A 19,576-nucleotide genomic window follows, 5' to 3' on the forward strand; every position below is an offset into this window, starting at 1 on the left:
TCTTATGTCATGCGTGGCGCGCGCTGAAGGGAGTGCGCGCATGAGCCTTGGCCTCGTCGCGGTGGTGGTGCTGATCGCGCTTATCTTCACCTACATCAACGGCTTTCACGATACCGCGAACTCGATTGCCACCGTGGTGGCCACCAAGGTGCTGTCGCCAGGACAGGCCGTGTTGCTGGCGGCGGTCACCAACCTGCTTGGCGCGATGTGGGGCACGGCGGTGGCTGCAACCATTGCAGCAGGTATCGTCAACACCGGTGTGGTGCAGGCGGGGCCGGAGCTTTTGATCTGCGCGCTGCTGTCGGCCATTGTGTGGAACCTGATCACGTGGTGGCTGGGTTTGCCGTCCAGCTCCAGCCACGCGCTGGTGGGTGCGCTGGTCGGGGCGGCCATTGCCGAATCCGGCGGTCGCTTCGCGGCGGTGATCTGGGCGCAGGGCGGCATGCACTGGTGGGAAGGCAAGGGCGTGCTGCCCAAAGTGGTGATGCCGATGGTGGTGTCGCCCCTGATGGGTTTCGCGCTGGGCTTCCTGCTGATGGGTGCCCTGTATGCGCTGCTGGCCTGGTTTGCTTCGCGCAAGGGCTTTCTGCGGTATCTCGGGCGCACGCCGTTCGTGAACAGCTTCTTTGGCAAGGCGCAGATCCTTTCGGCGAGTGCCATGGGTTTGGCACACGGCATGAACGATGCGCAAAAGAGCATGGGCATCATCGCCCTCGCATTGGCCAGTGCCACCGCGGCGGGACAGTTCGACGGTCTGCCGAACTGGCTGTCGTTCTTGCGCATTCATGAGTCCGCAGCCGGGGGCTTTGCGGTGCCGCACTGGGTGGCGGCGGTGTGTGCGCTGACCATGGCCGGCGGTACGGCCGGCGGCGGCTGGCGCATCATCAAGACACTGGGTCACAAGATGGTGAAGCTGCATCCGATCAATGGCTTTGCGGCGGAAGGCAGCTCGGCGCTGGTGATTCTGGGCGCGTCGGTATTTGGCTTGCCGGTGTCGACCACGCATGTGGTGTCCTCATCGATCATGGGTGTCGGCGCGGCCAAGCGTTTCAATGCCATCCGCTGGTCGGTGGTGGAACGCATGATCTGGGCGTGGATTCTCACGCTGCCGGTGACGGCGCTTATTGCATATGGGTTTGTGTACGTGGCGCGGCAGTTTGGTTAGGTCTCGCTAAAAGCTGTCGCCGCTGTCCACGATCAACTGTTCGAGCTCATCGCCCAGCGTGCCCAGCTCCATGATCAGCCGCATCAGCTCCTGCCCATTCACCAGTTCGTAGGGCCGGTTCTCGCACAGGTGCAGGTAGGGCGAGCCATCAAGGTCGGTTACCGCCAGAAAGCCCACGCGCTGCTCCCAGTTGAAGCGCAGGCAACGTTTGGGGTCGGCGCCGGATAACGGTCCGATCGGCGTGGAAACGCGCAGGTAGCGACGCCCGTTCTCGTCTTCCAGCTCGGCCAGGTAGATGCCTTGGTGGCGCCCGTGCGCCACCGTCAGATCGAAACTGATCACGTACGGATCGTTACGCCGCAAGGTATGCAGGCTGCTGATCAGCGAACGCACGGCTTCGAAATGATGCATGTTTCCGATCCTGGAGACGACGGCTGGTACTCTGCCACGAGTCGGGAACGGGCGGATCAAATCCGCGTAAAGTGCGCTGTCATGAAAGAGGAATATTTGCGGGTCTTCGAGGCCATCGCGGCCATTCCGCCGGGGCGTGTCGCCAGCTACGGCGCCATCGCCGCGCGGGCCGGTTTGCCTGGGCGGGCGCGATTGGTCGGTCGCCTGTTGGGCGAGGTGCCTGATGGCATGACCTTGCCATGGTTTCGCGTGCTGCGTTCCAGCGGCCACATCGCCATGCCGCCCGGCAGTCGCGGTTTTCGCGAACAATGCCGATTGCTGCGCGCCGAAGGTGTGGAGGTGAAGAATGGACGCGTGCCGCTGTCGCGTTTCGGGTTGGATGCGGATGTGGATAGGCAATTGTGGGGCTTGCCGTAAATTTTCCCACTAAATGGGAGAATGGCCCGCACTCACCGCAACGGTCATTTCTGACGCGCTGCATGACTCGAAGGCTCGATGCGAAAGAAATAAGCTTGTTCGCACGATTGCCTCCCCACGCCAACCCTCTCTCCGTAGGGGAGAGGGAAAAAACCAAGCATGTCCGCCACACCTCTGCATATCCTTCAAAGCATCTTCGGTTACGCCCAGTTTCGTGGGCACCAGCTCGCCATCGTCGAACACGTTGCCGAAGGCGGTGATGCGCTGGTGCTGATGCCCACGGGCGGAGGCAAATCGTTGTGTTACCAGATTCCCGCACTTCTGCGCCAAGGCATTGGCATCGTGGTTTCGCCGTTGATCGCGTTGATGCACGATCAAGTCGATGCGTTACGCGAAGCGGGCGTTGCGGCGGCCTATCTCAATTCCAGCCTTGCGGCGCAAGAACAGCGAGAGGTGGAGCGCAAGTTAATGGCTGGCGAGCTGGATCTGCTGTACGTGGCACCTGAGCGCCTGCTCACGGGGCGCTTTCTTGAGCAGCTCGATCGTACGGAAGTCGCCTTGTTCGCCATCGACGAAGCCCATTGCGTCTCGCAATGGGGGCACGATTTCCGCCCCGAGTACCGTGAACTCACGGTTCTGCATCAACGTTATCCGCACGTGCCGCGCGTCGCGCTCACGGCCACCGCGGACCACCGTACACGCGACGAAATCGTGGAACGCCTGGTGTTGCAGGATGCACGCCAGTTCGTCTCCAGCTTCGATCGTCCCAACATCCATTACACCGTCACACAACGCCATAATCCCCGCAGCCAGCTGCTAGGGTTTCTCGACGGGCATCGCGGCGATGCGGGCATCATCTATTGCCTCAGCCGCCGCAAAGTGGATGAAACGGCCGCGTGGCTCGCCGAAGCGGGTATCGAAGCGTTGCCCTATCACGCCGGGCTCGACGCGGCCACACGCACGGCCAATCAGCAGCGTTTTCTACGCGAAGACAGCGTAGTGATGGTGGCGACCGTCGCGTTCGGCATGGGTATCGACAAGCCGGATGTGCGTTTTGTTGCGCATCTGGATTTGCCGCGCAGCATGGAAGGCTATTACCAGGAAACCGGACGCGCCGGGCGCGACGGTCTGCCAGCGGACGCGTGGATGATTTACGGCTTGTCCGACGTGGTGACGATGAGCCAGATGATCGCTCAGTCCGAATCAGGCGACGAGCGCAAACGCGTGGAACGCTCCAAGCTCGATTCGCTGCTCAGCTATGCCGAAGCCACGCAATGCCGGCGCGAATTGCTGCTCTTCGCCTTCGGTGAAACCTTTCACGGACCGTGCGGACATTGCGACAACTGCACGCAACCGCCCAAGACGTGGGACGCCACCGTTCCCGCGCAAAAGGCGCTTTCGGCGGTGTATCGCAGTGGCCAGCGTTTTGGGGCGGGACACGTCATCGACATCTTGCGCGGCCTGGACAATGAACGCATGAATCAGCTCGGTCATGATCGGCTGAGCACCTTCGGCATCGGCGCCGACATGGACGAAAAGCAATGGCGTTCGGTATTTCGCCAACTGCTCGCTGCCGGTTTACTGACGACGGATGCGGAAGGGTTCGGCACGTTGCGCCTCACCGCGGCCAGTCGCGAGGTATTGACCGGCAAACGCTCGGTACGCATGCGTGAGGAAACCAGGCCGGTGCGTCGCGCATCGCGCCGCCGCGACAGTCAGCTCGTCACGGGCGCGAGCTTGGGGATAGAAGCGTACGAACAACCCATGTGGGAAGCCCTGCGCGCATTGCGCGCGCGTCTTGCCAAGCAACATGGTGTGCCTGCGTACGTGATCTTCCACGACGCGACGCTGCTGGCGATGCTGCGGGCGCTACCGGAGAACGAAGAAGAACTTGCCTCGATCAGCGGTGTCGGCGAGGCAAAGCTCAAGCGATATGGCCGCGATTTTTTGGAAGTGATCAACGCGAAGGAGTGAGCATGGCTCACGCGTTGGTGCGCTTTCTTCCCTCTGTCGTCATTCCCACGCCCTTGCCGTCACTCCCGCGAATGCGGGAATCCATCTTCGTCTTTTGCATGAGGGCAAGGTGGATTCCCGCTTACGCGGGAATGACGGCAAATGGGGGAATGACGCCGGTGGGCATGGGATTGCGCACGTAGAAATAAGGACGTGACCGATCATCCATGATCAGTCACGTCACGACTTGGCCGGCTTGATCCGCGACGCGAGCGGCGCGTGCGTGGTTGCGAAGGATCGATGCCAACAACTCGAATGCCGTTGGTAGCGCGCGCAAGTCGCGCATGCGGCAACTCGGCAGCTTCCGCCACATAGCGCCAGCCGCTCAACTTCTGTGGTAGCCGCGCCTGAGGATAGGTATCGCGCAACGCATTCAGCGCCGTCTCGGCCGAATCATGCCGGCTTACTTCACTGACCTCGATCAGCGCGCGCCAACGGTGTCCGTGCTTGACGATGCGAAACAAACCACGGCTGGAGGGAAATACATACTGCGAAACCATCGGGTAATACTCTCAATCCGATGGTGAAAGCATCGCGCACGGTGATGACGTCACGATTATTTCTATGCGTCACTTCGATGGCGAAAGTGTGATGTTCACGTCACTACCGTGCGCGGGTCGTTAGAAAGATGTGAGGTCAGCCCGCATGACAGTCTATGCCAGGCGCGCTGGCGATCGTTTCGCCCGGGGCGAGCGGTGCAAGCATGCCCTCACGCATACCCTTGGTCCACCATTGCCATCCGTCGCCCGCATAGCGGGCGCCACTTCCGGAAATCACGCTGTGCAAGGTATGTGTTGCATGGTGAATGCTGATCACGGCCGTCTGGGAGTCGGGATAAGCCGCCTCGACCGTTTGTCCATCACTGCACGTGTAGTTCACCCATGCGAAAGGGTCGCTCGCCTGGGCGTGGTAAGAAGGTGCCGTCGCGCAGCCGGACAGCGCAACTATCATCGTCGCTATGCAACCGCGCACGATCATCACTGCGCCCTCCGCGTTCTATCTTGCGGAGCATGGCGCGGACGGTCCGGTGAACGCGGCGCTGCGATTGATTTTGTTCAATGCAACGCGGACTGTGCCAATGCCTTGATCTGGGCGGAATCGGTTACGCCAACCAATCGTCCCGTTTCTTTGCCGCCGTCGAAGGCGATCAACGTGCTTTGCTGGATGATGCCCAGCTGACGCTTCTCAGCGTTCTGATTGTCGTAATCGAGCCGCAAAATGACCAGTTTCGCAAAGGCAGGATCCTTTGCCATGGCATCGATCGTCGGCGCCTGCTTGCGGCAAATCGGACACCAGCTTGCGTAGGCATCCACCAATACAGGTTTGCCCGCTGCCCGTGCGGCCTTCAGGGCAGCAGTGGTGAAGGGTTGGATGGGTTGCGCCATCACGGGTGCGATCATGCCTAGGCCGAGCACGGCAATGAGGGAAAGCTTGCGAAGGGCGGACATGGGTCAATCTCCGTGTGGATGCAGATGGCTATTCGTACGGGAAGGGCGCCCGGTTACAGGGTAACCCTGGCGTCTGGCCGGACGAATGAAAAGCGACATCGCCAACCTAAGGAGTCCAATATGTCAGCCCGCCCGATCACGCAGCTCTATCGCCCCACGGTGCGGTCATGAGCGGTCAGCTCAATCCGCTGGTGGCCTATGTGGCGGGTGCTCTGACCATCCTGTCGCCGTGCGTGATCCCGCTCGTGCCGATCGTGTTGGGGAGCGCGGCGCAGCGTCATCGTTGGGGGCCCTTGGCCCTGGCGATCGGATTGGTGGCGTCGTTCACGGTCACAGGGTTTGTGATTGCCACCGTCGGCGCGTCCGTGGGTTTGAATGCCCAGACGATCCGTTTGGCAAGCGCAGTGTTGTTGCTGCTGGTCGGTATCGTTCTGCTGGTCCCGCGCTTGCAGGCCGTGTTCGAGCACGCCGCCGGGCCGCTCGCCAACTGGGCCGGTGAACATCAGGCGCGTCTGGAACGCTTCGGCTTAGCCGGTCAAGCGGGCATTGGCGTACTGCTTGGATTGGTGTGGAGTCCCTGCGTGGGTCCAACGTTGGGTGCGGCCACGTTGCTCGCCGCCCAAGGTAAGGATTTAGGACAGGTCGCCACGGTCATGCTCGCCTTTGCACTCGGCATTGCGACGGTGTTGCTCGTCGTTGCGTTGTTTGCGCAGCGTCTGTTCTCGCGTCGCAGAGGCGTCTTGATGACGGTAGGCGCACGCGGCAGGCGTATTTTTGGCGTACTTATCGTGCTGGTCGGTGCGTTGATCATCACCGGCACCGACCATGCATTGGAGGCTGCCATCATCGGAGTGTTGCCGGATTGGGTCACCAATCTCACGACCTCGCCATGACATCCTCGCGTGATGCGCTCAATTCGTTCCGATGATGCGCCCCGATTGGGCGTCGAGCTGCAGCGTAACGCTAGCGCCCGCTGGGCTTTTTGCCTTGGCCTTCCAGACGCCATTATCGAAATCGACATCGTGGACGTGTGTGTAGCCCTCCGAAGAAAGCGTGGCGCGAATGTCGGCCTCACTCATGCGTGACACCTGCTTGTTCGGATAAGCCTTGCCCGTAATCGGATCGACCCGCACTTTCACGCGTTCGCCATCGCCGCTGCGGCCACGGGCCGTCCACACGCCATCCTTGAAATCCACATCATGGATATCGGTGTAGCCCTGTTGCTTCAGTTGCGCGACAATTTCCTGCTTGGTCAAGGCTTGGTCTTGCGCGATGGCATAGGTGCCGGCGCATCCCACGACGCATGCAAAGGCCAATGAAGCGATCTTCTTCACGGACTTACCCTCGTTGCTGTGAGCGCAAGCAGTCTCCGTCGCACACAATCAACCTTCGGTGAAAAAAATTTACGGTGGACAGCGTTTATTCATGCGCATGAATCGCGGCATATACCGTGAACGGTGCTGTGCGTAGGCGTTGTCAACGGACTGTCTGAGCCAAATAGAAAAAGCCCGCTCAATAATAAGCGGGCTTTTTTTAAAGTGATCAGAACGCAATGCGTTTAGCGGTCGGCTGCCGCACATTGGTCATTAGGGCACGCGAAGTCGATTTCGGCGCCTCGGCCCGCGATGAGCGCAACATGGGCACGTGTATCGACCGTTTGTTCGCCTTTCTGCAGCGTGATGATGTAGTCGCCTGCCGGCAGCGACTCGATCTTGTAGTGCCCCTTTTTACTCACCGTTTCGTGGCGGTGCATGCCGGTGGAGCTGAGCGCCGTGACGGTCTCCCCTGCCGGTGCCTGGCCGAAGATGTGAGCGGTTGTCGACTGCGCGTGCGCAGTGACAGAGGGTAGGGAACTGACGATACCCAGTGCAATGAAAGCAGCTGCATTACGCATGGAAAACAACCAGCGGCATGGTTTATGGCTGGCTTTAAAACACTCGATGTTACGCATGGAAACTCCTGTTTCACGATGACAGTGCGGACGCACGGCGCCAGCCCTGACCTTATTTGTTGGCCATTGGCTCACCATGCTTGTTGACGATGCAATGCCGATTTTGCTTCCGTGCATAGGCTGCTCGCGCTACTGCTCTCCCTGTGCGCTGGGCAAGAGATTTCCCAGTCGTGTTGGCCCATACCCCATTGGACCAAATTCGAAAGATCGGTTCGATTCCGGGTCTCGATCATTTGCCACGAATGGCTCGGGCGTCAAATGCCTTTGGACATGGTTCGCATGCGCCAAAATGAAAAAGCCCGCTCGATAAGCGGGCTTTTTCATGGAATGCAATGGTGGCCGGGGACGGAATCGAACCGCCGACACGGGGATTTTCAATCCCCTGCTCTACCAACTGAGCTACCCGGCCAGAAGACGGCCATGTGTTACATGGAGCCGCACATTAAATCGAATGTGCGGCAGTACGTCAAGACTCTTGCGGTGGTTTGTAACCCTCTGGCTGCTTAACGTCGCCGCCAAACAGAAATTTTTCCATTTCGCCGCCCAGGAACTGGCGGGATTTGGGGTCGAGCGGATTGAGGCGGTATTCGTTGATCAGCATGGTCTGATGCGCTAGCCATTGCTGCCACGCGGGCTTGGAAATCTGCTCGTAAATGCGTTGCCCGAGCGGGCCTGGCCAAGGCGCGAAATCCAGGGCTTGGGCATCGATGCCGAGCTTGGCACAATGAATGGTACGGCTCATCGGACAGTCTCTTGTCAGTTAGGGTGCGGCAGGTTCAGGCAGCGCCATCAGCAACGAACGCACTGGCGCGGGCAAGCCCAGCGCGTGCAGGTCGCCGATGGCGCACCAACGCAGATGCGCATTATCGGCGATTGCGAGCGCGGGTGCTGCAGCATCGAACAGCAGCGGCTGGATTTGCAGGCGATAGTGGCTGAACACATGCACGAAGGGTGTAAGTGTAAGGGCGTCGTCGATGCGGGCATGATGTTGCGCTTGGCGCCATGCGCTGTCGGTATCGTCGGCTTCGGGCAGGCTCCACAAGCCGGACCATACACCTTGCGCACCACGCTTATGCAGCAGAACACGGCCGTCGATGTCGCGCAAAACCAGCATGACCGTGCTGCGCGTCGGTAACGCCTTGCCAGGCTTGGGTGTGGGAAGCTGCGCGGTGAGATGGTCGCGGTTCGCTACGCAGTCGGCCTGCATCGGGCATACGGCGCACAGGGGGCGTGCACGTACGCACACCGTAGCGCCCAGATCCATGATGGCTTGTGTGTAATCGGCGGTACGCTCGGCCGGGGTATGCGCATCGGCGTGCTGCCAGAGTTGCTTTTCAACGTCGCGTTCGCCCGGATAGCCGGCGATACCGTGGAAGCGGGTAAGCACGCGCTTCACGTTGCCATCGAGAATGGGAAAGCGCAGCCCGTAAGCCTGCGCCAAGATCGCGCCGGCGGTGGAGCGGCCGATGCCTGGCAGTTCGGCCAGCGCATCGAAATTGGGCGGTAGTTCACCATTGTGATGCGTCACGCACGTTTGTGCCGCGCGATGCAGAAAACGTGCGCGACGGTAGTAGCCCAATCCAGACCAAAGCGCGAGCACGGTATCTTCGTCGGCGGCAGCGAGATCGCGCAGCGCCGGCAATTGCGCGACGAAGCGCAGAAAATAAGGGATGACCGTCGCCACCTGCGTCTGCTGCAACATGATCTCGGACAGCCACACACGATACGCATCGCGCGGGTGTTGCCAGGGCAGGTCGTGACGCCCGTGGTGGTCGAACCAGGCGAGCAGGGCGGAGCTAAAAGTAGTCACTGTGAACGTGGTGCCATCGATGGGTTGGTGACCGGCGCACTGGTCGCAGGAGCAGGTACGGCGTCCCCCGTTTGGACGCTCAAGCCTTCGATATGCACGTTGCCGACATCCAGCGTGGCCATCTCGATGTGTCCATTGCCGGGTGGCATGGAGAGTCGCGGACCCTGCGGACGGGCAAGCCCGTTCCACCATTGCGCGAGCGCGAGCGGCGGCAGTTGGAGATCGATGTGGTTGTCGCGACCGAGCAATTTCAAATGCAGGAGCAGCGGCTTGCCTTGCGTGGCGGGGGTGAGCATGACGGCCGCGTCGTAATCACTCTCGCTCGCCAGGTGAAACTTGCCCTGCAGCTGCATCGACGCATTGGCTGCGCCCATCCAGCGTGCGTCGCCGGTCAAGTGCAGCGTGGTGGCGCTGCGATCGGTGACGTGTATGGTGATGTTGTTGAGCTTGAGCACGCCGTTATCGATGCGCGGCACACTAGAGAATTGCCATTGCAGCGGAGTGCCGTCTGTTTCGCTGCCTGATAGATTCACCCAAAACGCTTGCCCGGGTGTGAGGCGACCGGTATCGAGCGAAACGTCGCTCAGCCACTCACGGTCGCCTTGGACCACGCTGCCGTTGCGGATGCGCACGCCGGTCGCAATGCGTGGCACTTCTTCGGGCACCTTGGTCGATTGTGGTGGCAGGTTTACCAGCCATGCTTGCAGGGCATCCAGATCCACCCGCGGCGAATTGATTTGCATGCGCGAGATTTCCACCTGACGCCCGAGCAGCGCACGCCATGGCAATACCAGCCGACCATTGGCGGCCAGCAGGATGGGCATGTTGTTGGGGTTCGCACCGTTGTCGCGTGCGACCAGGGTAATGCCTTCCAGTTGCAACGCCGGGCGCGGGAACAAGGTTGGACTGGCCGGGCTGGACAACGTCAGCTCTAAACCCGCCTGCTGCGCCTGTGCTTTAAGCAACGCGGTGAAGCGATCCGGTTGCAGCAACAGATACAGCGCCACTAACACTACGAGCGCGATGCCGGCCAGCACGCTGGTGCAAATGATCAGCAGCAGTCGCAGCGGGCGCGGCAGGTTCATCAGCTCGTTGCAAAGTCGGCAGGGAGAAGGCCGTCTACATAAGCGTCAGCGTCGAAGACGCGCAAATCCGTGGCGGTTTCGCCCAGGCCGACGAAGCGGATCGGCAAACCGAACTCGCGCGCCAGCGCAAACACCACCCCGCCCTTGGCGGTACCGTCCAGCTTGGTGACCACCAGGCCCGTGACGCCGACGATCTGGCGGAACTGGCGCACCTGATTCACGGCGTTTTGGCCGGTCGTTCCATCGATCACCATCAGCACCTCGTGCGGCGCCTCGGCGTCGAGCTTCTTGAGCACGCGGGCGATCTTGCCAAGCTCGTCCATCAGGCCGGCCTGCGTGTGCAGGCGACCGGCGGTGTCGGCGATCAATACGTCCGCCTGGCGTGAGCGCGCGGCCTGCAGCGCATCGAAGATCACGCTGGCGGCATCGGCGTCCTGGCCTTGCGAGATCACCGGGACTTGATTGCGTTCGCCCCAGGCCTTGAGTTGTTCCACCGCGGCGGCACGGAAGGTGTCGCCGGCGGCCAACAAAACCTCTCGGTGTTCATCGCGCCAGCGGCGGGCGAGCTTGCCGATGGTGGTGGTTTTGCCGACGCCGTTGATGCCGACGGTGAGCACGACGAAAGGCTGTCGGCCGCCGATATCCAGCGGTTTCTGCACGGGCTTGAGCAGTGCGATCAGTTCTTGCCGCAGCGCCCCGAGCAGCGCGCCGGCATCGGCAAACTCACGCTTGTGCATGCGTTTGCGCAGGTTCTCCACCAGCGTCGTGCTGGCTTCAATACCCACGTCGGCGGTGATCAGCGTGGTTTCCAGTTCATCCAGCAGGTTGTCGTCCAGCTTGGGATGGCGGGCGAAGAGGCTGGTAAGCCCGCGGGCGAAGGTGCTGCCGGAAAGGCGTTCGCGCCATCCTCGCTTGGCCGGCGTCGACTCGCTCGTCGTGACATCGGCAGGCGCGGTTTGCGGCGCGATGTCCGCGATAACCGTTACCGGTTCAGCCGCCGGCGCCTGAGTTGGCGCCTGAGGCGTGGCTTCCTCGCTGTCGCCCGCGCCTTGATCGGCGGGTTTTTTTTTCCAGAACTTGAGCATGAAGGGCTCATTCGAAGACTAAAGTGGGGAGCGCTGACCCGTAGATGGCATGATGTTCATAACGACATGGATCAGAGCGTCAGCCAACATGCTAACACCCCCATATGTACTGTCCGCTGAGGAGGCGGGCGCATGAGGGCTTCGCCCGGCCGAATCCGGATCATCGGCGGCCAGCTGCGTAATTCGCGCCTGGACGTGCCTGATCTTCCAGGCTTGCGCCCGACCTCCGAGCGCGTGCGCGAAACCTTGTTCAACTGGCTCACCCCTACGCTTGCCGGCGTGCGGGCGCTGGACCTTTGTGCAGGAACGGGCGCGCTAGGCATCGAGGCGTTGTCGCGGGGTGCGGCAGCGGTGCAATTCGTGGAGCCCGAACGCGCCGTGGCGCAGGCGCTTGGGGACAACCTTGTCAGATTGAAGGTGGCCGCCGGTGAGGTCGCCGCCATGGATGCCATACGCTTTTTGCACGGTTCGCCACAGCCATTTGGCCTGGTGTTCATCGATCCGCCGTTTGCCTTGCAGCTGTGGACGCCACTGGCGCAACGCCTGGAGCAGGGCGGTTGGCTTACGGATGCGGCGCAGGTTTACGTCGAAGCGCCCCGCGGCTTATCCATGGAGCTGCCGTCGAACTGGGCGATCCATCGCGAGGGTCATGCGGGCGAGGTGCGATATGCGCTCTATCGCCGCTTCCGGCACCTTCCGTTAAGCTAATGCCAATCTCCTCCGAAAAACGCTTTTTTGTGAATCAGCCGGTCAACAAACGCCTCGCCGTCTATCCGGGCACCTTTGACCCGATTACCAATGGTCACGCAGATCTTGTCGCGCGCGCGGCACCGCTGTTCGAACGCATCGTCGTGGCGGTGGCGGATAGCCCGAACAAGGGCAAGGGGCCTGGGTTTTCACTGCAGGAGCGCATTTCGCTGGCACGCCTGGCGCTGGCGGACTTGCCGAACGTGGAAGTGCGTGGCTTCGATTGCCTGCTCGCGCAACTCGTGGCGGAGATGGGGGCCGGCGTGATCATTCGCGGCCTGCGCGCCGTGTCGGATTTCGAGTATGAATTCCAGCTGGCGAGCATGAATCGCCATCTCATTCCGCAGGCCGAAACGCTATTCTTGACGCCGGCCGAACAGTACAGCTTTATTTCTTCCTCGCTGGTGCGCGAGATCGGTCGCCTTGGGGGCGACATTACCGGCTTCGTGCATCCGGCGGTTCAACAGGCCATGCGGCAGCGCTGGCAAAAAAAGCAACCCGAAACCGAAGGGGATAACTATGCGTAAACTCACTCTCGTCGCCACCGCCCTTGCGTTGACCGGCTGCCTGGCACTGTCTGCATGCAATAACGGTCAGCAAGGCGACGGCCAGCAGCAGGCCCAGCAGCAGCAAGTCACCAAGCCCACCGATCCGAATGACACCAAGGCCTGGGGCGCCTACCTTGGCCAGATCGTGCAGAAGAACATGCAGGGCATGTCCGCGCCGCAGCCGTACGCGTACATGATCCCGGCCGGCGACAGCGACGATGTCAAGGATGCGCGCGACCGCCAGCTCAGCAATGTGCAGGACATCGTGGCCCGCGGCGTGCTGCCGGGCAACCTGATCGCCTTTGGCGGCCCGGATTCGGGCAAGACGGCCGATCTGGTTACCACCGCCTTCAAGGATGCCAAGTCCGGCTCCCTCAAGGGCGTGATCATCATCGTGATCGGCGATCAGGGCGACCAGCAGCGCGTGGAAGACGTGCTCAAGCCGACCGATGCAACGATCCGCTACATCACGATGTAACGTTCAAGGCTGAGATTTTCTCGGTTGCCGAACCGGCCTCTTCCCCCGCATGCAGGGGAAGAGGCCACGAGCTCTACGCTCGGTCGCCCCGGCGAAAGCCTGGGCCCAGCGTCTTCGCCACACCCCGGTTTTGCTGCGGCAACGGGCGGCCAACCACTGCGGCTGCTTTACATGGTGCCGTGGCGCTGTTGCTGCTTCGCACAACCGCCAGGCGGCCCATGTAAACTAACCCGGCATGTCCCTCAAGATCCTCGATACCTGCGTCAACTGCGACGTCTGCGAACCCGTCTGCCCCAACAAGGCGATTTCGCTTGGCGAGGAGTACTACGTCATCGACCCCGCACTATGCACCGAATGCGTCGGCCACCACGGCGAGCCGCAATGCGTGGTGGTGTGTCCGGTTGAATGCATCATCGTCGATCCCGCGCATATCGAAACGCACGGGCAGCTCGAAGACAAATACAAACATCTGATGGAGACCAAGGGATGAAGCTTGCGTTGCGCTGGCAGGTGCTGCTGCTGGGTTTTGTACTGGGCACCAGCGGCGCGTTCGCCGCGGACACGCCCACTCCCTCCATCCAGGCGGCACCGCTCGCGCAGCGTCCCGGTCATGCCGGCATCGCCAGTGCGAACGCGTTGGCTACGGAGGCGGGCTTTGAAGTGCTGGCCAAGGGCGGTAACGCCTTCGACGCGGCCATTGCAGTGGCTTCCACACTGTCGGTGGTCGAGCCGGAGAGTTCGGGCTTGGGCGGTGGCTTCATGGCGACCCTATACATGGCTGCCGACAAGCACTCGGTTTTCATCGATGCGCGCGAAACCGCACCGGCAGCGGTCAATCCCAAGGATTATCTCAATCCCGATGGCACGCCCAATCGCGATACCGCGCTGAAAGGCCCGCTGTCGGCCGGCATCCCGGGCGAACCGGCTGGCCTGGTGTGGCTGGCCAAGCATTACGGCAAGTTGCCGCTTACGGCCTCGTTGGCACCGGCAATCCGCATTGCGGGTGGATTCAAGCCGGACGAGCGCCTGCTCGGCTCCATTCGTGAGGAACAGAAAAATATCGAGCGCTGGCCCGCGTCGGCCGCGAAATTCCTGCCCAACGGCAACGCGCCGGCACAGGGAGAAATCTGGCACGACCCGGATCAGGCGCACACGCTGGAGCTGTTGGCAAAATACGGCGATTCCGGTTTCTACAGCGGCGAAACCGCCAAGAAGCTGGTGGATGCCGTGCGCCAAGCCGGCGGCGACTGGACGCTGAAGGATCTGGCGTCCTACCGCGTGAAGGAGCGCACGCCGATCACTGTGGATTATCGGGGCTACAAGATCATCACCGCGCCGCCGCCGTCATCCGGTGGCGTGGCGATCGCGGAAATCCTCAACATTCTTTCTGGATTCGATTTGACCAAGCTGGATCAGGCGCATCGCGTGCATCTGGTGGTCGAAGCCATGCGCCGTGCGTTCCGCGATCACAACGATTACCTGGGCGATCCGGATTTCGTAAAGATGCCACTGGACATGCTGCTGTCGCCGTATTACGCCGACGGGCTGCGCCAGACCATCGTGCCGGACAAGGCCACGCCCTCCTCGATGCTGGCGCCCTCCAATGCCAGTGATCCGGGCATGCACACCACGCATTTCTCGATCATCGATGCCGACGGCAACATGGTGGCGATCACCGCCACGGTGAACTACGTGCTTGGTTCCACCTTCGTCGCCGATGGCACGGGCGTGCTGCTCAATGATGAAATGGACGACTTCGCGCTGGTACCCAACAAACCGAATGTGTACGGATTGCTGGGCAGCAAGGCCAACGCCCCTGAGCCCGGCAAGCGCATGCTCTCGTCCATGTCGCCCAGCATCGTGATCGGGCCGGACCGCACGGCGGTGATCGGTTCGCCGGGTGGTTCCACCATCATCACGCAGGTACTGGAGGGCATTCTTGCTTTCATTGACGGCGGGGATGCGCACCAGGTAGTGGCGCACAAGCGTTTCCATCACCAATACATGCCTGACGTCGTGACAGTGGAGCCGGGCGCGTTCGATGCCACCACCAGTGATGCGTTGACGCACATGGGTTACACGCTCAAACAGCGTGAACCATGGGGTTTCATGAACGTGGTGATCTGGGACCGGCGCACCAACAAGCTCGATGCGGCGAGCGATCCGCGTCGTCAAGATGGGTTGGGCAAGGTGCAATAGACGCCTGGAAGTGATCACGGGCAAAAAACGCACACGTATCACCTGGCGAAAAACGTACACACGCGTCATTCCGGCCTTCGCCGGAATGACGGCAAAGCAAGCGGGGATAGTCATGCAGTTGTGGTCCCTCAACGGCAACACTCAAAAACTCGATGGCGGCGCGATGTTCGGCAACGCACCCAAAGCGATGTGGTCGCATTGGATCGCGCCGGACGAATTCAACCGCATTCCACTCGCGTGCCGCTGTCTGCTGGCAAAAGATCTGGAAGGCCGGCACGTTTTATTTGAAACCGGCATCGGTGCGTTTTTCGAACCGTCTCTGCGCGAGCGCTACGGTGTGGTGGAAAGCCATCACGTGCTGCTTGATTCGCTGGCAGAGGCGGGCTTATCACACGAAGACATCGACGTAGTCGTCCTTTCGCATTTGCATTTCGACCATGCCGGTGGACTGCTTGCGGCGTGGGAGGAAGGCAAGCCATCGCAGTTGCTGTTTCCCAATGCGACGTTTCTGGTTGGCGCGCATCACTGGCAGCGCGCGCAGAAACCCCATCCGCGTGACCGCGCGTCCTTCATACCGGAGCTGCAGCACCTACTGTCGGGAAGCGGGCGACTGGAGCTGGTGGCGGGCGAATACTCCCAAGCGCTCGGGCAGGCTGTACGCTTCCATTTCTCAGACGGCCATACACCTGGGCTGATGCTGGCGGAAGTCGCCGGCGTCGTTTTTTGCGCCGACCTGATCCCCGGGCGATCCTGGGTGCACTTGCCCATTACTATGGGCTATGACCGTTTCCCCGAAGCACTGATCGACGAAAAGCGTGCTTTTCTGGAAGATAAACTTGCACGCAACGTGCGCCTGTTCTTCACTCACGACCATGCTTGCGCGCTTGCCCGCGTGACACGCGACGAGCGTGGGCGCTATGGTACGGCTGACGAGCAGCCCCAGTTGCGCGGCATCGTCTGACAAGGAAAGCACCCTGATCCCTTTCGGCCGGAGGTTCGATGAGCGGCGAGCGAAAGCCACCACTCTCCATCCGTGAATTGCTGTGGCCCGCGCTCGGCGCGGTGCTGTTGCTCCTGGGCGTGGGGATGGGCGCGGTCATCGAACGCGGGCAGCTCGACTACCGCGCACAAATGAAGCGCCATGGCGGCGATGTAATGGACCTCGGCGGCAACGGCCATCCCGATGCCGGTGAGCAGGGTTTCATGGTGCGTGTGATGGGGCCGCTGCAAGTGGTGGAGGCCCCGCTCGATGAGCAGTTCAACCAGCAAACCGATCAACCGGTGCTGATCCGCCACGTGGAGATGTTCCAATGGCGTGAGCTCCGCTACGGCGAGGCCCCTTCCTACGAACTGGATTGGGTGGATCATCCGGTCGATTCCAGCCATTTTCAGCACCCGGAAGGCCATGCCAACCCCGGCAAATTTCCGATCGACGGCGCGCAGTTCGATGCGGGCTTGGTGCGTGTGAATGATTTTGTGCTCGCCCCTGCTTTGGTGCACGCCTTGACCGGAAGCCAGTCGGTAACGCCGGATGTGCGCAATTTGCCAAGCAATCTTGCTGCCAGCTTCAGCCTCTATGACGGTGGTCTGGTGACCAGTGCAGTGCCATCGCACCCTCAGTTGGGTGATCTTCGCGTGACCTGGGAGGCTGTGCCTGCACAAGACGTGACGGTCGTGGCGAAGGTGGACGGCAACAAGCTCATGCCCTCAAGCGACGCGACCGACGGCGTCGGTTTCGCTGTGCAGTCCGGTGATGTGCCGCTCTCGGATATTTTTTCCGATACACCGCTCGCGCCCGAATACCCGTGGCCACGTCGCATCCTTGCGCTGGTGCTGGCGTCGCTGGGCGCTGGACTCTTGCTGCGCTGGCACTACCAGCGCATCGATATCATTCTCGCGCCTGCGATCGCGGTAGTGGTGACGGGCGCTGTCGATGCAGTGTTGTGGCTAGGCAATGACACCACACTGGCCGCTGAGTGGTTCGGCCTCGCTGTCATTGGCATGGTGCTGACGATCTGGCGCGTGCGCGTGCAGGCGCATGCAAGCGTGGCAAGCTATTAAGTGCCTTATCGTCCGGCGACGCGTGTGTTGCCGGGAAGAGGCTGTACCGTTGGCGCTAACCGCCGAACGCGTCTGCGTGCTCGATAAACCACAAGCCTGCAAACAGCTTGGGGTCGATGGAATAGCCTTCTTTCGCCCGCGCCAGTAACCATGCTCCGGCCTCGCGACGCGGCACCTCATGCACCACGATGTTTTCCGTGGCATCGCCCCCGCCCCGGCTCACCTTTACCAGCTCATGCGCGCGCACAAAAGCGATGATCTCGTTGCTCATGCCGGACGACGATGGCCCTTCGTGCACGAACGTAACGCGGCTGCAGCAGTAGCCGGTTTCTTCTTCCAGTTCACGTTGAGCGGCCAGCAGTGCGCTTTCTTGTGCTTGATCGGCCAGGTCGCCGACGAGGCCGGCCGGCATCTCGATGGTGAATTGCTGTACCGCTACGCGATATTGCTCGACGAACAGGATCTTGTCTTCCGGCGTGACAGCCAGAATGATCACTGCCCCGCCAGGGTTGTTGCGTTCGGCATATTCCCAGCGACCACGCCGGCGCAGGCGAAGCCAGCGACCCTGGTGGAGCGTTTCAGGTGGCGCATCGGCATCTTCGGGTTTTCGGTTGACGTGATCCATTGAACGGGAGGCCTCTGGAAAGCGAAAAAATTCAAGCACCGTTGAGTGCGCGTAGCCGCGTGCGTGTGAGCGGGCCGAAACGAAGCTGTTCGCATAGCGGTTCAAGCGTGCTCATGCCGCGTTGGCGCACCAGTAGATCCGCGCTGCTTTCGATCGGCGCGTCGAGCGCAATGCGGGTCAAGCGCCGATACAACCTTGCCGCGTCCGCATGTTCGCGCAGTCGCTCGGCACAACGTGCCGCACCGCGCAGTCGCAGGAATGCCACTTCGTCCACGCGATCCAACAACTCATCCAGACTGCCGAAGTGGGCCAGCAGCGCGGCAGCCGTCTTGGCGCCGATCCCGGGCACGCCCGGTATGTTGTCGACAGCATCGCCGCAAAGCGCGAGAAAGTCCGCCACCTGTACCGGATGCACGCCCAATCGCTCGAATACGCCGGACGGACCCCAGCGCAGGTTGCGCGCAAAGTCCCACTGCTCGTCGTGCTCGCCGAGCAATTGGCCGAAATCCTTATCCGCCGAAACGATCACGCTGCGAAATCCATGCGCGCGCAAGCTCCACAGCGTGCTGCCGATCAGATCGTCCGCTTCATAGCTGTGATCAATCAGTACGCGTACGCCGAGCGCCTCGGTGATCGCGCGGCACAGTATGAACTGCCGTTCGAGGTCGGGCGGTGGCAACTCGCGGTTGGCCTTGTACGCAGGATAGATGGCGTTGCGAAAAGACGTGGTGAGCGAGGCATCGAACGCAACCGCAAGATGGGACGGACCCTCGCGTTCCAGCAACTCACACAGGAAACGCGTGTAACCGTGCACCGCATTGACCGCATGGCCATCCACGTCGTGAAACTCGTCCGGCATCGAATGCCAGGCGCGAAACACATACAGGCTGCCGTCGATCAAGTGGGCGGTGGGCAGGCGCGACATGTCAGCGCTGCCACTCGCTCAAGAGATCGTCCAGAGCGGGACGATCACGATCGGGAATGTCCCCTTGTGGCGTACCGATGTGTACGAAACCGATGACGGATTCGTTCTTCGCCAGGTGCAGCAAGTGGGCGACCTCCTGGTCGTAAGCCGCCCAGCCGGTAAGCCATTGCGCACCGAAACCCATGGCGTAAGCACCCATCAGAATGTTGTAGGCCACATTGCCCGCGCAGAGCTTCTGTTCGATTTCCGGAATGCCGCTGTCGTGATCGATGCGTGCCACCACCACCATTACCAGTGGGGCGAAGGTATAACGCAAGCGTTCTTTTTCGCGCTTGGACTCAGGCAGGTCGGGATTGCGAGTGATGGCGCGTTCGGCCAGCCATGCGCCAAATGTACGTTTTGCTCCACCACGCAACGCGATCAGACGGAAAGGAACGAGCTTGCCGTGATCGGGTACGCGGATCGCCGCCTCCAGCAGCGTGCGCAAGGTGGACTCATCCGGCGCAGGCTCGCCAAGCTGGCGCGAGGGTGCGGAGTGGCGTTGCTGCAGTAGGGAAAGCGCATCGAGCATGGGATGGCGTGCCTGGGAAAACGCTTATCCTACAACC

The 19,576-nt window shown here is 61.4% G+C and carries 24 protein-coding genes and 1 tRNA gene; 11 read left to right on the forward strand and 14 right to left on the reverse strand.

Annotated features, from left to right (window positions below):
• The first annotated feature begins 40 nt into the window (after positions 1 to 40).
• Complete coding sequence (locus tag DWU98_RS08105) at positions 41 to 1,165, forward strand: inorganic phosphate transporter (RefSeq protein ID WP_115495021.1); 1,125 nt, start codon at positions 41 to 43, stop codon at positions 1,163 to 1,165.
• 6 nt (positions 1,166 to 1,171) lie between these two features.
• On the opposite strand, the gene DWU98_RS08110 is transcribed toward DWU98_RS08105, so the two are convergent.
• A complete protein-coding gene (locus tag DWU98_RS08110; protein WP_115495022.1) occupies positions 1,172 to 1,576 on the reverse strand; it encodes a hypothetical protein in 405 nt (134 codons plus the stop codon).
• An 81-nt stretch (positions 1,577 to 1,657) separates the two neighbouring features.
• On the opposite strand from DWU98_RS08110, the gene DWU98_RS08115 reads away from it, so the two are divergent.
• On the forward strand, positions 1,658 to 1,993 hold the full coding sequence (locus DWU98_RS08115) for an MGMT family protein (RefSeq protein WP_115495023.1): 336 nt from the start codon (positions 1,658 to 1,660) through the stop codon (positions 1,991 to 1,993).
• A 159-nt stretch (positions 1,994 to 2,152) separates the two neighbouring features.
• Positions 2,153 to 3,967, forward strand: coding sequence for a DNA helicase RecQ (gene recQ / locus DWU98_RS08120; protein WP_115495024.1), 1,815 nt, complete (start codon positions 2,153 to 2,155; stop codon positions 3,965 to 3,967).
• Positions 3,968 to 4,167: 200 nt separating this feature from the next.
• Here recQ and DWU98_RS08125 read toward each other — a convergent pair whose 3' ends face one another.
• The 3 genes from DWU98_RS08125 to DWU98_RS08135 form a co-directional block, all read right to left on the reverse strand.
• Entirely contained in the window at positions 4,168 to 4,506 is a 339-nt protein-coding gene (locus DWU98_RS08125; RefSeq protein WP_196239483.1) for a hypothetical protein, read from the reverse strand.
• 136 nt (positions 4,507 to 4,642) lie between these two features.
• Positions 4,643 to 4,984, reverse strand: coding sequence for an MliC family protein (locus tag DWU98_RS08130; RefSeq protein WP_115495025.1), 342 nt, complete (start codon positions 4,982 to 4,984; stop codon positions 4,643 to 4,645).
• Positions 4,985 to 5,061: 77 nt separating this feature from the next.
• On the reverse strand, positions 5,062 to 5,454 hold the full coding sequence (locus tag DWU98_RS08135; protein ID WP_115495026.1) for a thioredoxin family protein: 393 nt from the start codon (positions 5,452 to 5,454) through the stop codon (positions 5,062 to 5,064).
• Positions 5,455 to 5,621: 167 nt separating this feature from the next.
• Between DWU98_RS08135 and DWU98_RS08140 the strand changes: the two genes are divergently transcribed.
• Positions 5,622 to 6,347 carry a cytochrome c biogenesis CcdA family protein gene (locus DWU98_RS08140; RefSeq protein ID WP_115495027.1) on the forward strand — a complete coding sequence of 242 codons (726 nt, stop codon included), beginning with the start codon at positions 5,622 to 5,624 and terminating at the stop codon, positions 6,345 to 6,347.
• A gap of 18 nt (positions 6,348 to 6,365) precedes the next feature.
• Here the strand turns inward: DWU98_RS08140 and DWU98_RS08145 are convergent, their stop codons facing one another.
• From DWU98_RS08145 to ftsY, 7 genes are all read right to left on the reverse strand, one after another.
• Complete coding sequence (locus tag DWU98_RS08145; RefSeq protein ID WP_230474749.1) at positions 6,366 to 6,788, reverse strand: PepSY domain-containing protein; 423 nt, start codon at positions 6,786 to 6,788, stop codon at positions 6,366 to 6,368.
• 224 nt (positions 6,789 to 7,012) lie between these two features.
• Positions 7,013 to 7,522: a carboxypeptidase-like regulatory domain-containing protein gene (locus DWU98_RS22180; protein ID WP_230474750.1), complete on the reverse strand. Its 510-nt coding sequence runs from the start codon at positions 7,520 to 7,522 to the stop codon at positions 7,013 to 7,015.
• Positions 7,523 to 7,738: 216 nt separating this feature from the next.
• Positions 7,739 to 7,814, reverse strand: a tRNA-Phe gene (locus tag DWU98_RS08155).
• Between the two features lie 57 nt (positions 7,815 to 7,871).
• Positions 7,872 to 8,147: an oxidative damage protection protein gene (locus tag DWU98_RS08160; RefSeq protein WP_115495028.1), complete on the reverse strand. Its 276-nt coding sequence runs from the start codon at positions 8,145 to 8,147 to the stop codon at positions 7,872 to 7,874.
• Between the two features lie 18 nt (positions 8,148 to 8,165).
• Positions 8,166 to 9,215, reverse strand: coding sequence for an A/G-specific adenine glycosylase (gene mutY, locus DWU98_RS08165; protein ID WP_115495029.1), 1,050 nt, complete (start codon positions 9,213 to 9,215; stop codon positions 8,166 to 8,168).
• Positions 9,212 to 10,300, reverse strand: a complete 1,089-nt coding sequence (locus DWU98_RS08170; RefSeq protein ID WP_115495030.1) for an AsmA family protein — start codon at positions 10,298 to 10,300, stop codon at positions 9,212 to 9,214. Before DWU98_RS08170 ends, mutY begins: the two co-directional genes overlap by 4 nt.
• Positions 10,300 to 11,385: a signal recognition particle-docking protein FtsY gene (gene ftsY / locus DWU98_RS08175; RefSeq protein WP_115495031.1), complete on the reverse strand. Its 1,086-nt coding sequence runs from the start codon at positions 11,383 to 11,385 to the stop codon at positions 10,300 to 10,302. The genes DWU98_RS08170 and ftsY overlap by 1 nt, the downstream gene beginning before the upstream one ends.
• 132 nt (positions 11,386 to 11,517) lie before the next feature.
• On the opposite strand from ftsY, the gene rsmD reads away from it, so the two are divergent.
• From rsmD to DWU98_RS08210, 7 genes are all read left to right on the forward strand, one after another.
• Entirely contained in the window at positions 11,518 to 12,093 is a 576-nt protein-coding gene (rsmD, locus tag DWU98_RS08180; protein ID WP_115495032.1) for a 16S rRNA (guanine(966)-N(2))-methyltransferase RsmD, read from the forward strand.
• Positions 12,093 to 12,659, forward strand: coding sequence for a pantetheine-phosphate adenylyltransferase (gene coaD, locus DWU98_RS08185; protein WP_115495033.1), 567 nt, complete (start codon positions 12,093 to 12,095; stop codon positions 12,657 to 12,659). Before rsmD ends, coaD begins: the two co-directional genes overlap by 1 nt.
• Positions 12,652 to 13,158, forward strand: a complete 507-nt coding sequence (locus DWU98_RS08190; protein ID WP_115495034.1) for a hypothetical protein — start codon at positions 12,652 to 12,654, stop codon at positions 13,156 to 13,158. Before coaD ends, DWU98_RS08190 begins: the two co-directional genes overlap by 8 nt.
• Before the next feature lie 235 nt (positions 13,159 to 13,393).
• Positions 13,394 to 13,648 carry a YfhL family 4Fe-4S dicluster ferredoxin gene (locus DWU98_RS08195; protein WP_115495035.1) on the forward strand — a complete coding sequence of 85 codons (255 nt, stop codon included), beginning with the start codon at positions 13,394 to 13,396 and terminating at the stop codon, positions 13,646 to 13,648.
• Positions 13,645 to 15,357 carry a gamma-glutamyltransferase gene (gene ggt / locus DWU98_RS08200; protein ID WP_115495036.1) on the forward strand — a complete coding sequence of 571 codons (1,713 nt, stop codon included), beginning with the start codon at positions 13,645 to 13,647 and terminating at the stop codon, positions 15,355 to 15,357. Before DWU98_RS08195 ends, ggt begins: the two co-directional genes overlap by 4 nt.
• A 112-nt stretch (positions 15,358 to 15,469) precedes the next feature.
• On the forward strand, positions 15,470 to 16,318 hold the full coding sequence (locus DWU98_RS08205; RefSeq protein WP_115495037.1) for an MBL fold metallo-hydrolase: 849 nt from the start codon (positions 15,470 to 15,472) through the stop codon (positions 16,316 to 16,318).
• Positions 16,319 to 16,356: 38 nt separating this feature from the next.
• Entirely contained in the window at positions 16,357 to 17,418 is a 1,062-nt protein-coding gene (locus DWU98_RS08210; RefSeq protein WP_115495038.1) for a TMEM43 family protein, read from the forward strand.
• 55 nt (positions 17,419 to 17,473) lie between these two features.
• Here DWU98_RS08210 and DWU98_RS08215 read toward each other — a convergent pair whose 3' ends face one another.
• The 3 genes from DWU98_RS08215 to DWU98_RS08225 are packed head-to-tail and all read right to left on the reverse strand — an operon-like array spanning position 17,474 to position 19,539.
• Entirely contained in the window at positions 17,474 to 18,043 is a 570-nt protein-coding gene (locus DWU98_RS08215) for an NUDIX hydrolase (RefSeq protein ID WP_115495039.1), read from the reverse strand.
• A gap of 31 nt (positions 18,044 to 18,074) precedes the next feature.
• Positions 18,075 to 18,968 carry a 5'-3' exonuclease gene (locus DWU98_RS08220; protein ID WP_115495040.1) on the reverse strand — a complete coding sequence of 298 codons (894 nt, stop codon included), beginning with the start codon at positions 18,966 to 18,968 and terminating at the stop codon, positions 18,075 to 18,077.
• Position 18,969: 1 nt separating this feature from the next.
• On the reverse strand, positions 18,970 to 19,539 hold the full coding sequence (locus tag DWU98_RS08225) for a nitroreductase family protein (RefSeq protein WP_115495041.1): 570 nt from the start codon (positions 19,537 to 19,539) through the stop codon (positions 18,970 to 18,972).
• Positions 19,540 to 19,576 lie beyond the last annotated feature (37 nt).

The organism is Dyella monticola (assembly GCF_003363155.1).
GTDB lineage: Bacteria > Pseudomonadota > Gammaproteobacteria > Xanthomonadales > Rhodanobacteraceae > Dyella_B > Dyella_B monticola.

Bases quoted from the DNA above. Each gene is read 5' to 3' on its own strand.
- DWU98_RS08105 (WP_115495021.1), top strand. From the start codon at position 41: ATGAGCCTTGGCCTCGTCGCGGTGGTGGTGCTGATCGCGCTTATCTTC.
- DWU98_RS08110 (WP_115495022.1), bottom strand. From the start codon at position 1,576: ATGCATCATTTCGAAGCCGTGCGTTCGCTGATCAGCAGCCTGCATACC.
- DWU98_RS08115 (WP_115495023.1), top strand. From the start codon at position 1,658: ATGAAAGAGGAATATTTGCGGGTCTTCGAGGCCATCGCGGCCATTCCG.
- recQ (WP_115495024.1), top strand. From the start codon at position 2,153: ATGTCCGCCACACCTCTGCATATCCTTCAAAGCATCTTCGGTTACGCC.
- DWU98_RS08125 (WP_196239483.1), bottom strand. From the start codon at position 4,506: ATGGTTTCGCAGTATGTATTTCCCTCCAGCCGTGGTTTGTTTCGCATC.
- DWU98_RS08130 (WP_115495025.1), bottom strand. From the start codon at position 4,984: ATGATCGTGCGCGGTTGCATAGCGACGATGATAGTTGCGCTGTCCGGC.
- DWU98_RS08135 (WP_115495026.1), bottom strand. From the start codon at position 5,454: ATGTCCGCCCTTCGCAAGCTTTCCCTCATTGCCGTGCTCGGCCTAGGC.
- DWU98_RS08140 (WP_115495027.1), top strand. From the start codon at position 5,622: ATGAGCGGTCAGCTCAATCCGCTGGTGGCCTATGTGGCGGGTGCTCTG.
- DWU98_RS22180 (WP_230474750.1), bottom strand. From the start codon at position 7,522: ATGCACGGAAGCAAAATCGGCATTGCATCGTCAACAAGCATGGTGAGC.
- DWU98_RS08160 (WP_115495028.1), bottom strand. From the start codon at position 8,147: ATGAGCCGTACCATTCATTGTGCCAAGCTCGGCATCGATGCCCAAGCC.
- DWU98_RS08170 (WP_115495030.1), bottom strand. From the start codon at position 10,300: ATGAACCTGCCGCGCCCGCTGCGACTGCTGCTGATCATTTGCACCAGC.
- ftsY (WP_115495031.1), bottom strand. From the start codon at position 11,385: ATGCTCAAGTTCTGGAAAAAAAAACCCGCCGATCAAGGCGCGGGCGAC.
- rsmD (WP_115495032.1), top strand. From the start codon at position 11,518: ATGAGGGCTTCGCCCGGCCGAATCCGGATCATCGGCGGCCAGCTGCGT.
- coaD (WP_115495033.1), top strand. From the start codon at position 12,093: ATGCCAATCTCCTCCGAAAAACGCTTTTTTGTGAATCAGCCGGTCAAC.
- DWU98_RS08190 (WP_115495034.1), top strand. From the start codon at position 12,652: ATGCGTAAACTCACTCTCGTCGCCACCGCCCTTGCGTTGACCGGCTGC.
- DWU98_RS08195 (WP_115495035.1), top strand. From the start codon at position 13,394: ATGTCCCTCAAGATCCTCGATACCTGCGTCAACTGCGACGTCTGCGAA.
- ggt (WP_115495036.1), top strand. From the start codon at position 13,645: ATGAAGCTTGCGTTGCGCTGGCAGGTGCTGCTGCTGGGTTTTGTACTG.
- DWU98_RS08205 (WP_115495037.1), top strand. From the start codon at position 15,470: ATGCAGTTGTGGTCCCTCAACGGCAACACTCAAAAACTCGATGGCGGC.
- DWU98_RS08210 (WP_115495038.1), top strand. From the start codon at position 16,357: ATGAGCGGCGAGCGAAAGCCACCACTCTCCATCCGTGAATTGCTGTGG.
- DWU98_RS08215 (WP_115495039.1), bottom strand. From the start codon at position 18,043: ATGGATCACGTCAACCGAAAACCCGAAGATGCCGATGCGCCACCTGAA.
- DWU98_RS08220 (WP_115495040.1), bottom strand. From the start codon at position 18,968: ATGTCGCGCCTGCCCACCGCCCACTTGATCGACGGCAGCCTGTATGTG.
- DWU98_RS08225 (WP_115495041.1), bottom strand. From the start codon at position 19,539: ATGCTCGATGCGCTTTCCCTACTGCAGCAACGCCACTCCGCACCCTCG.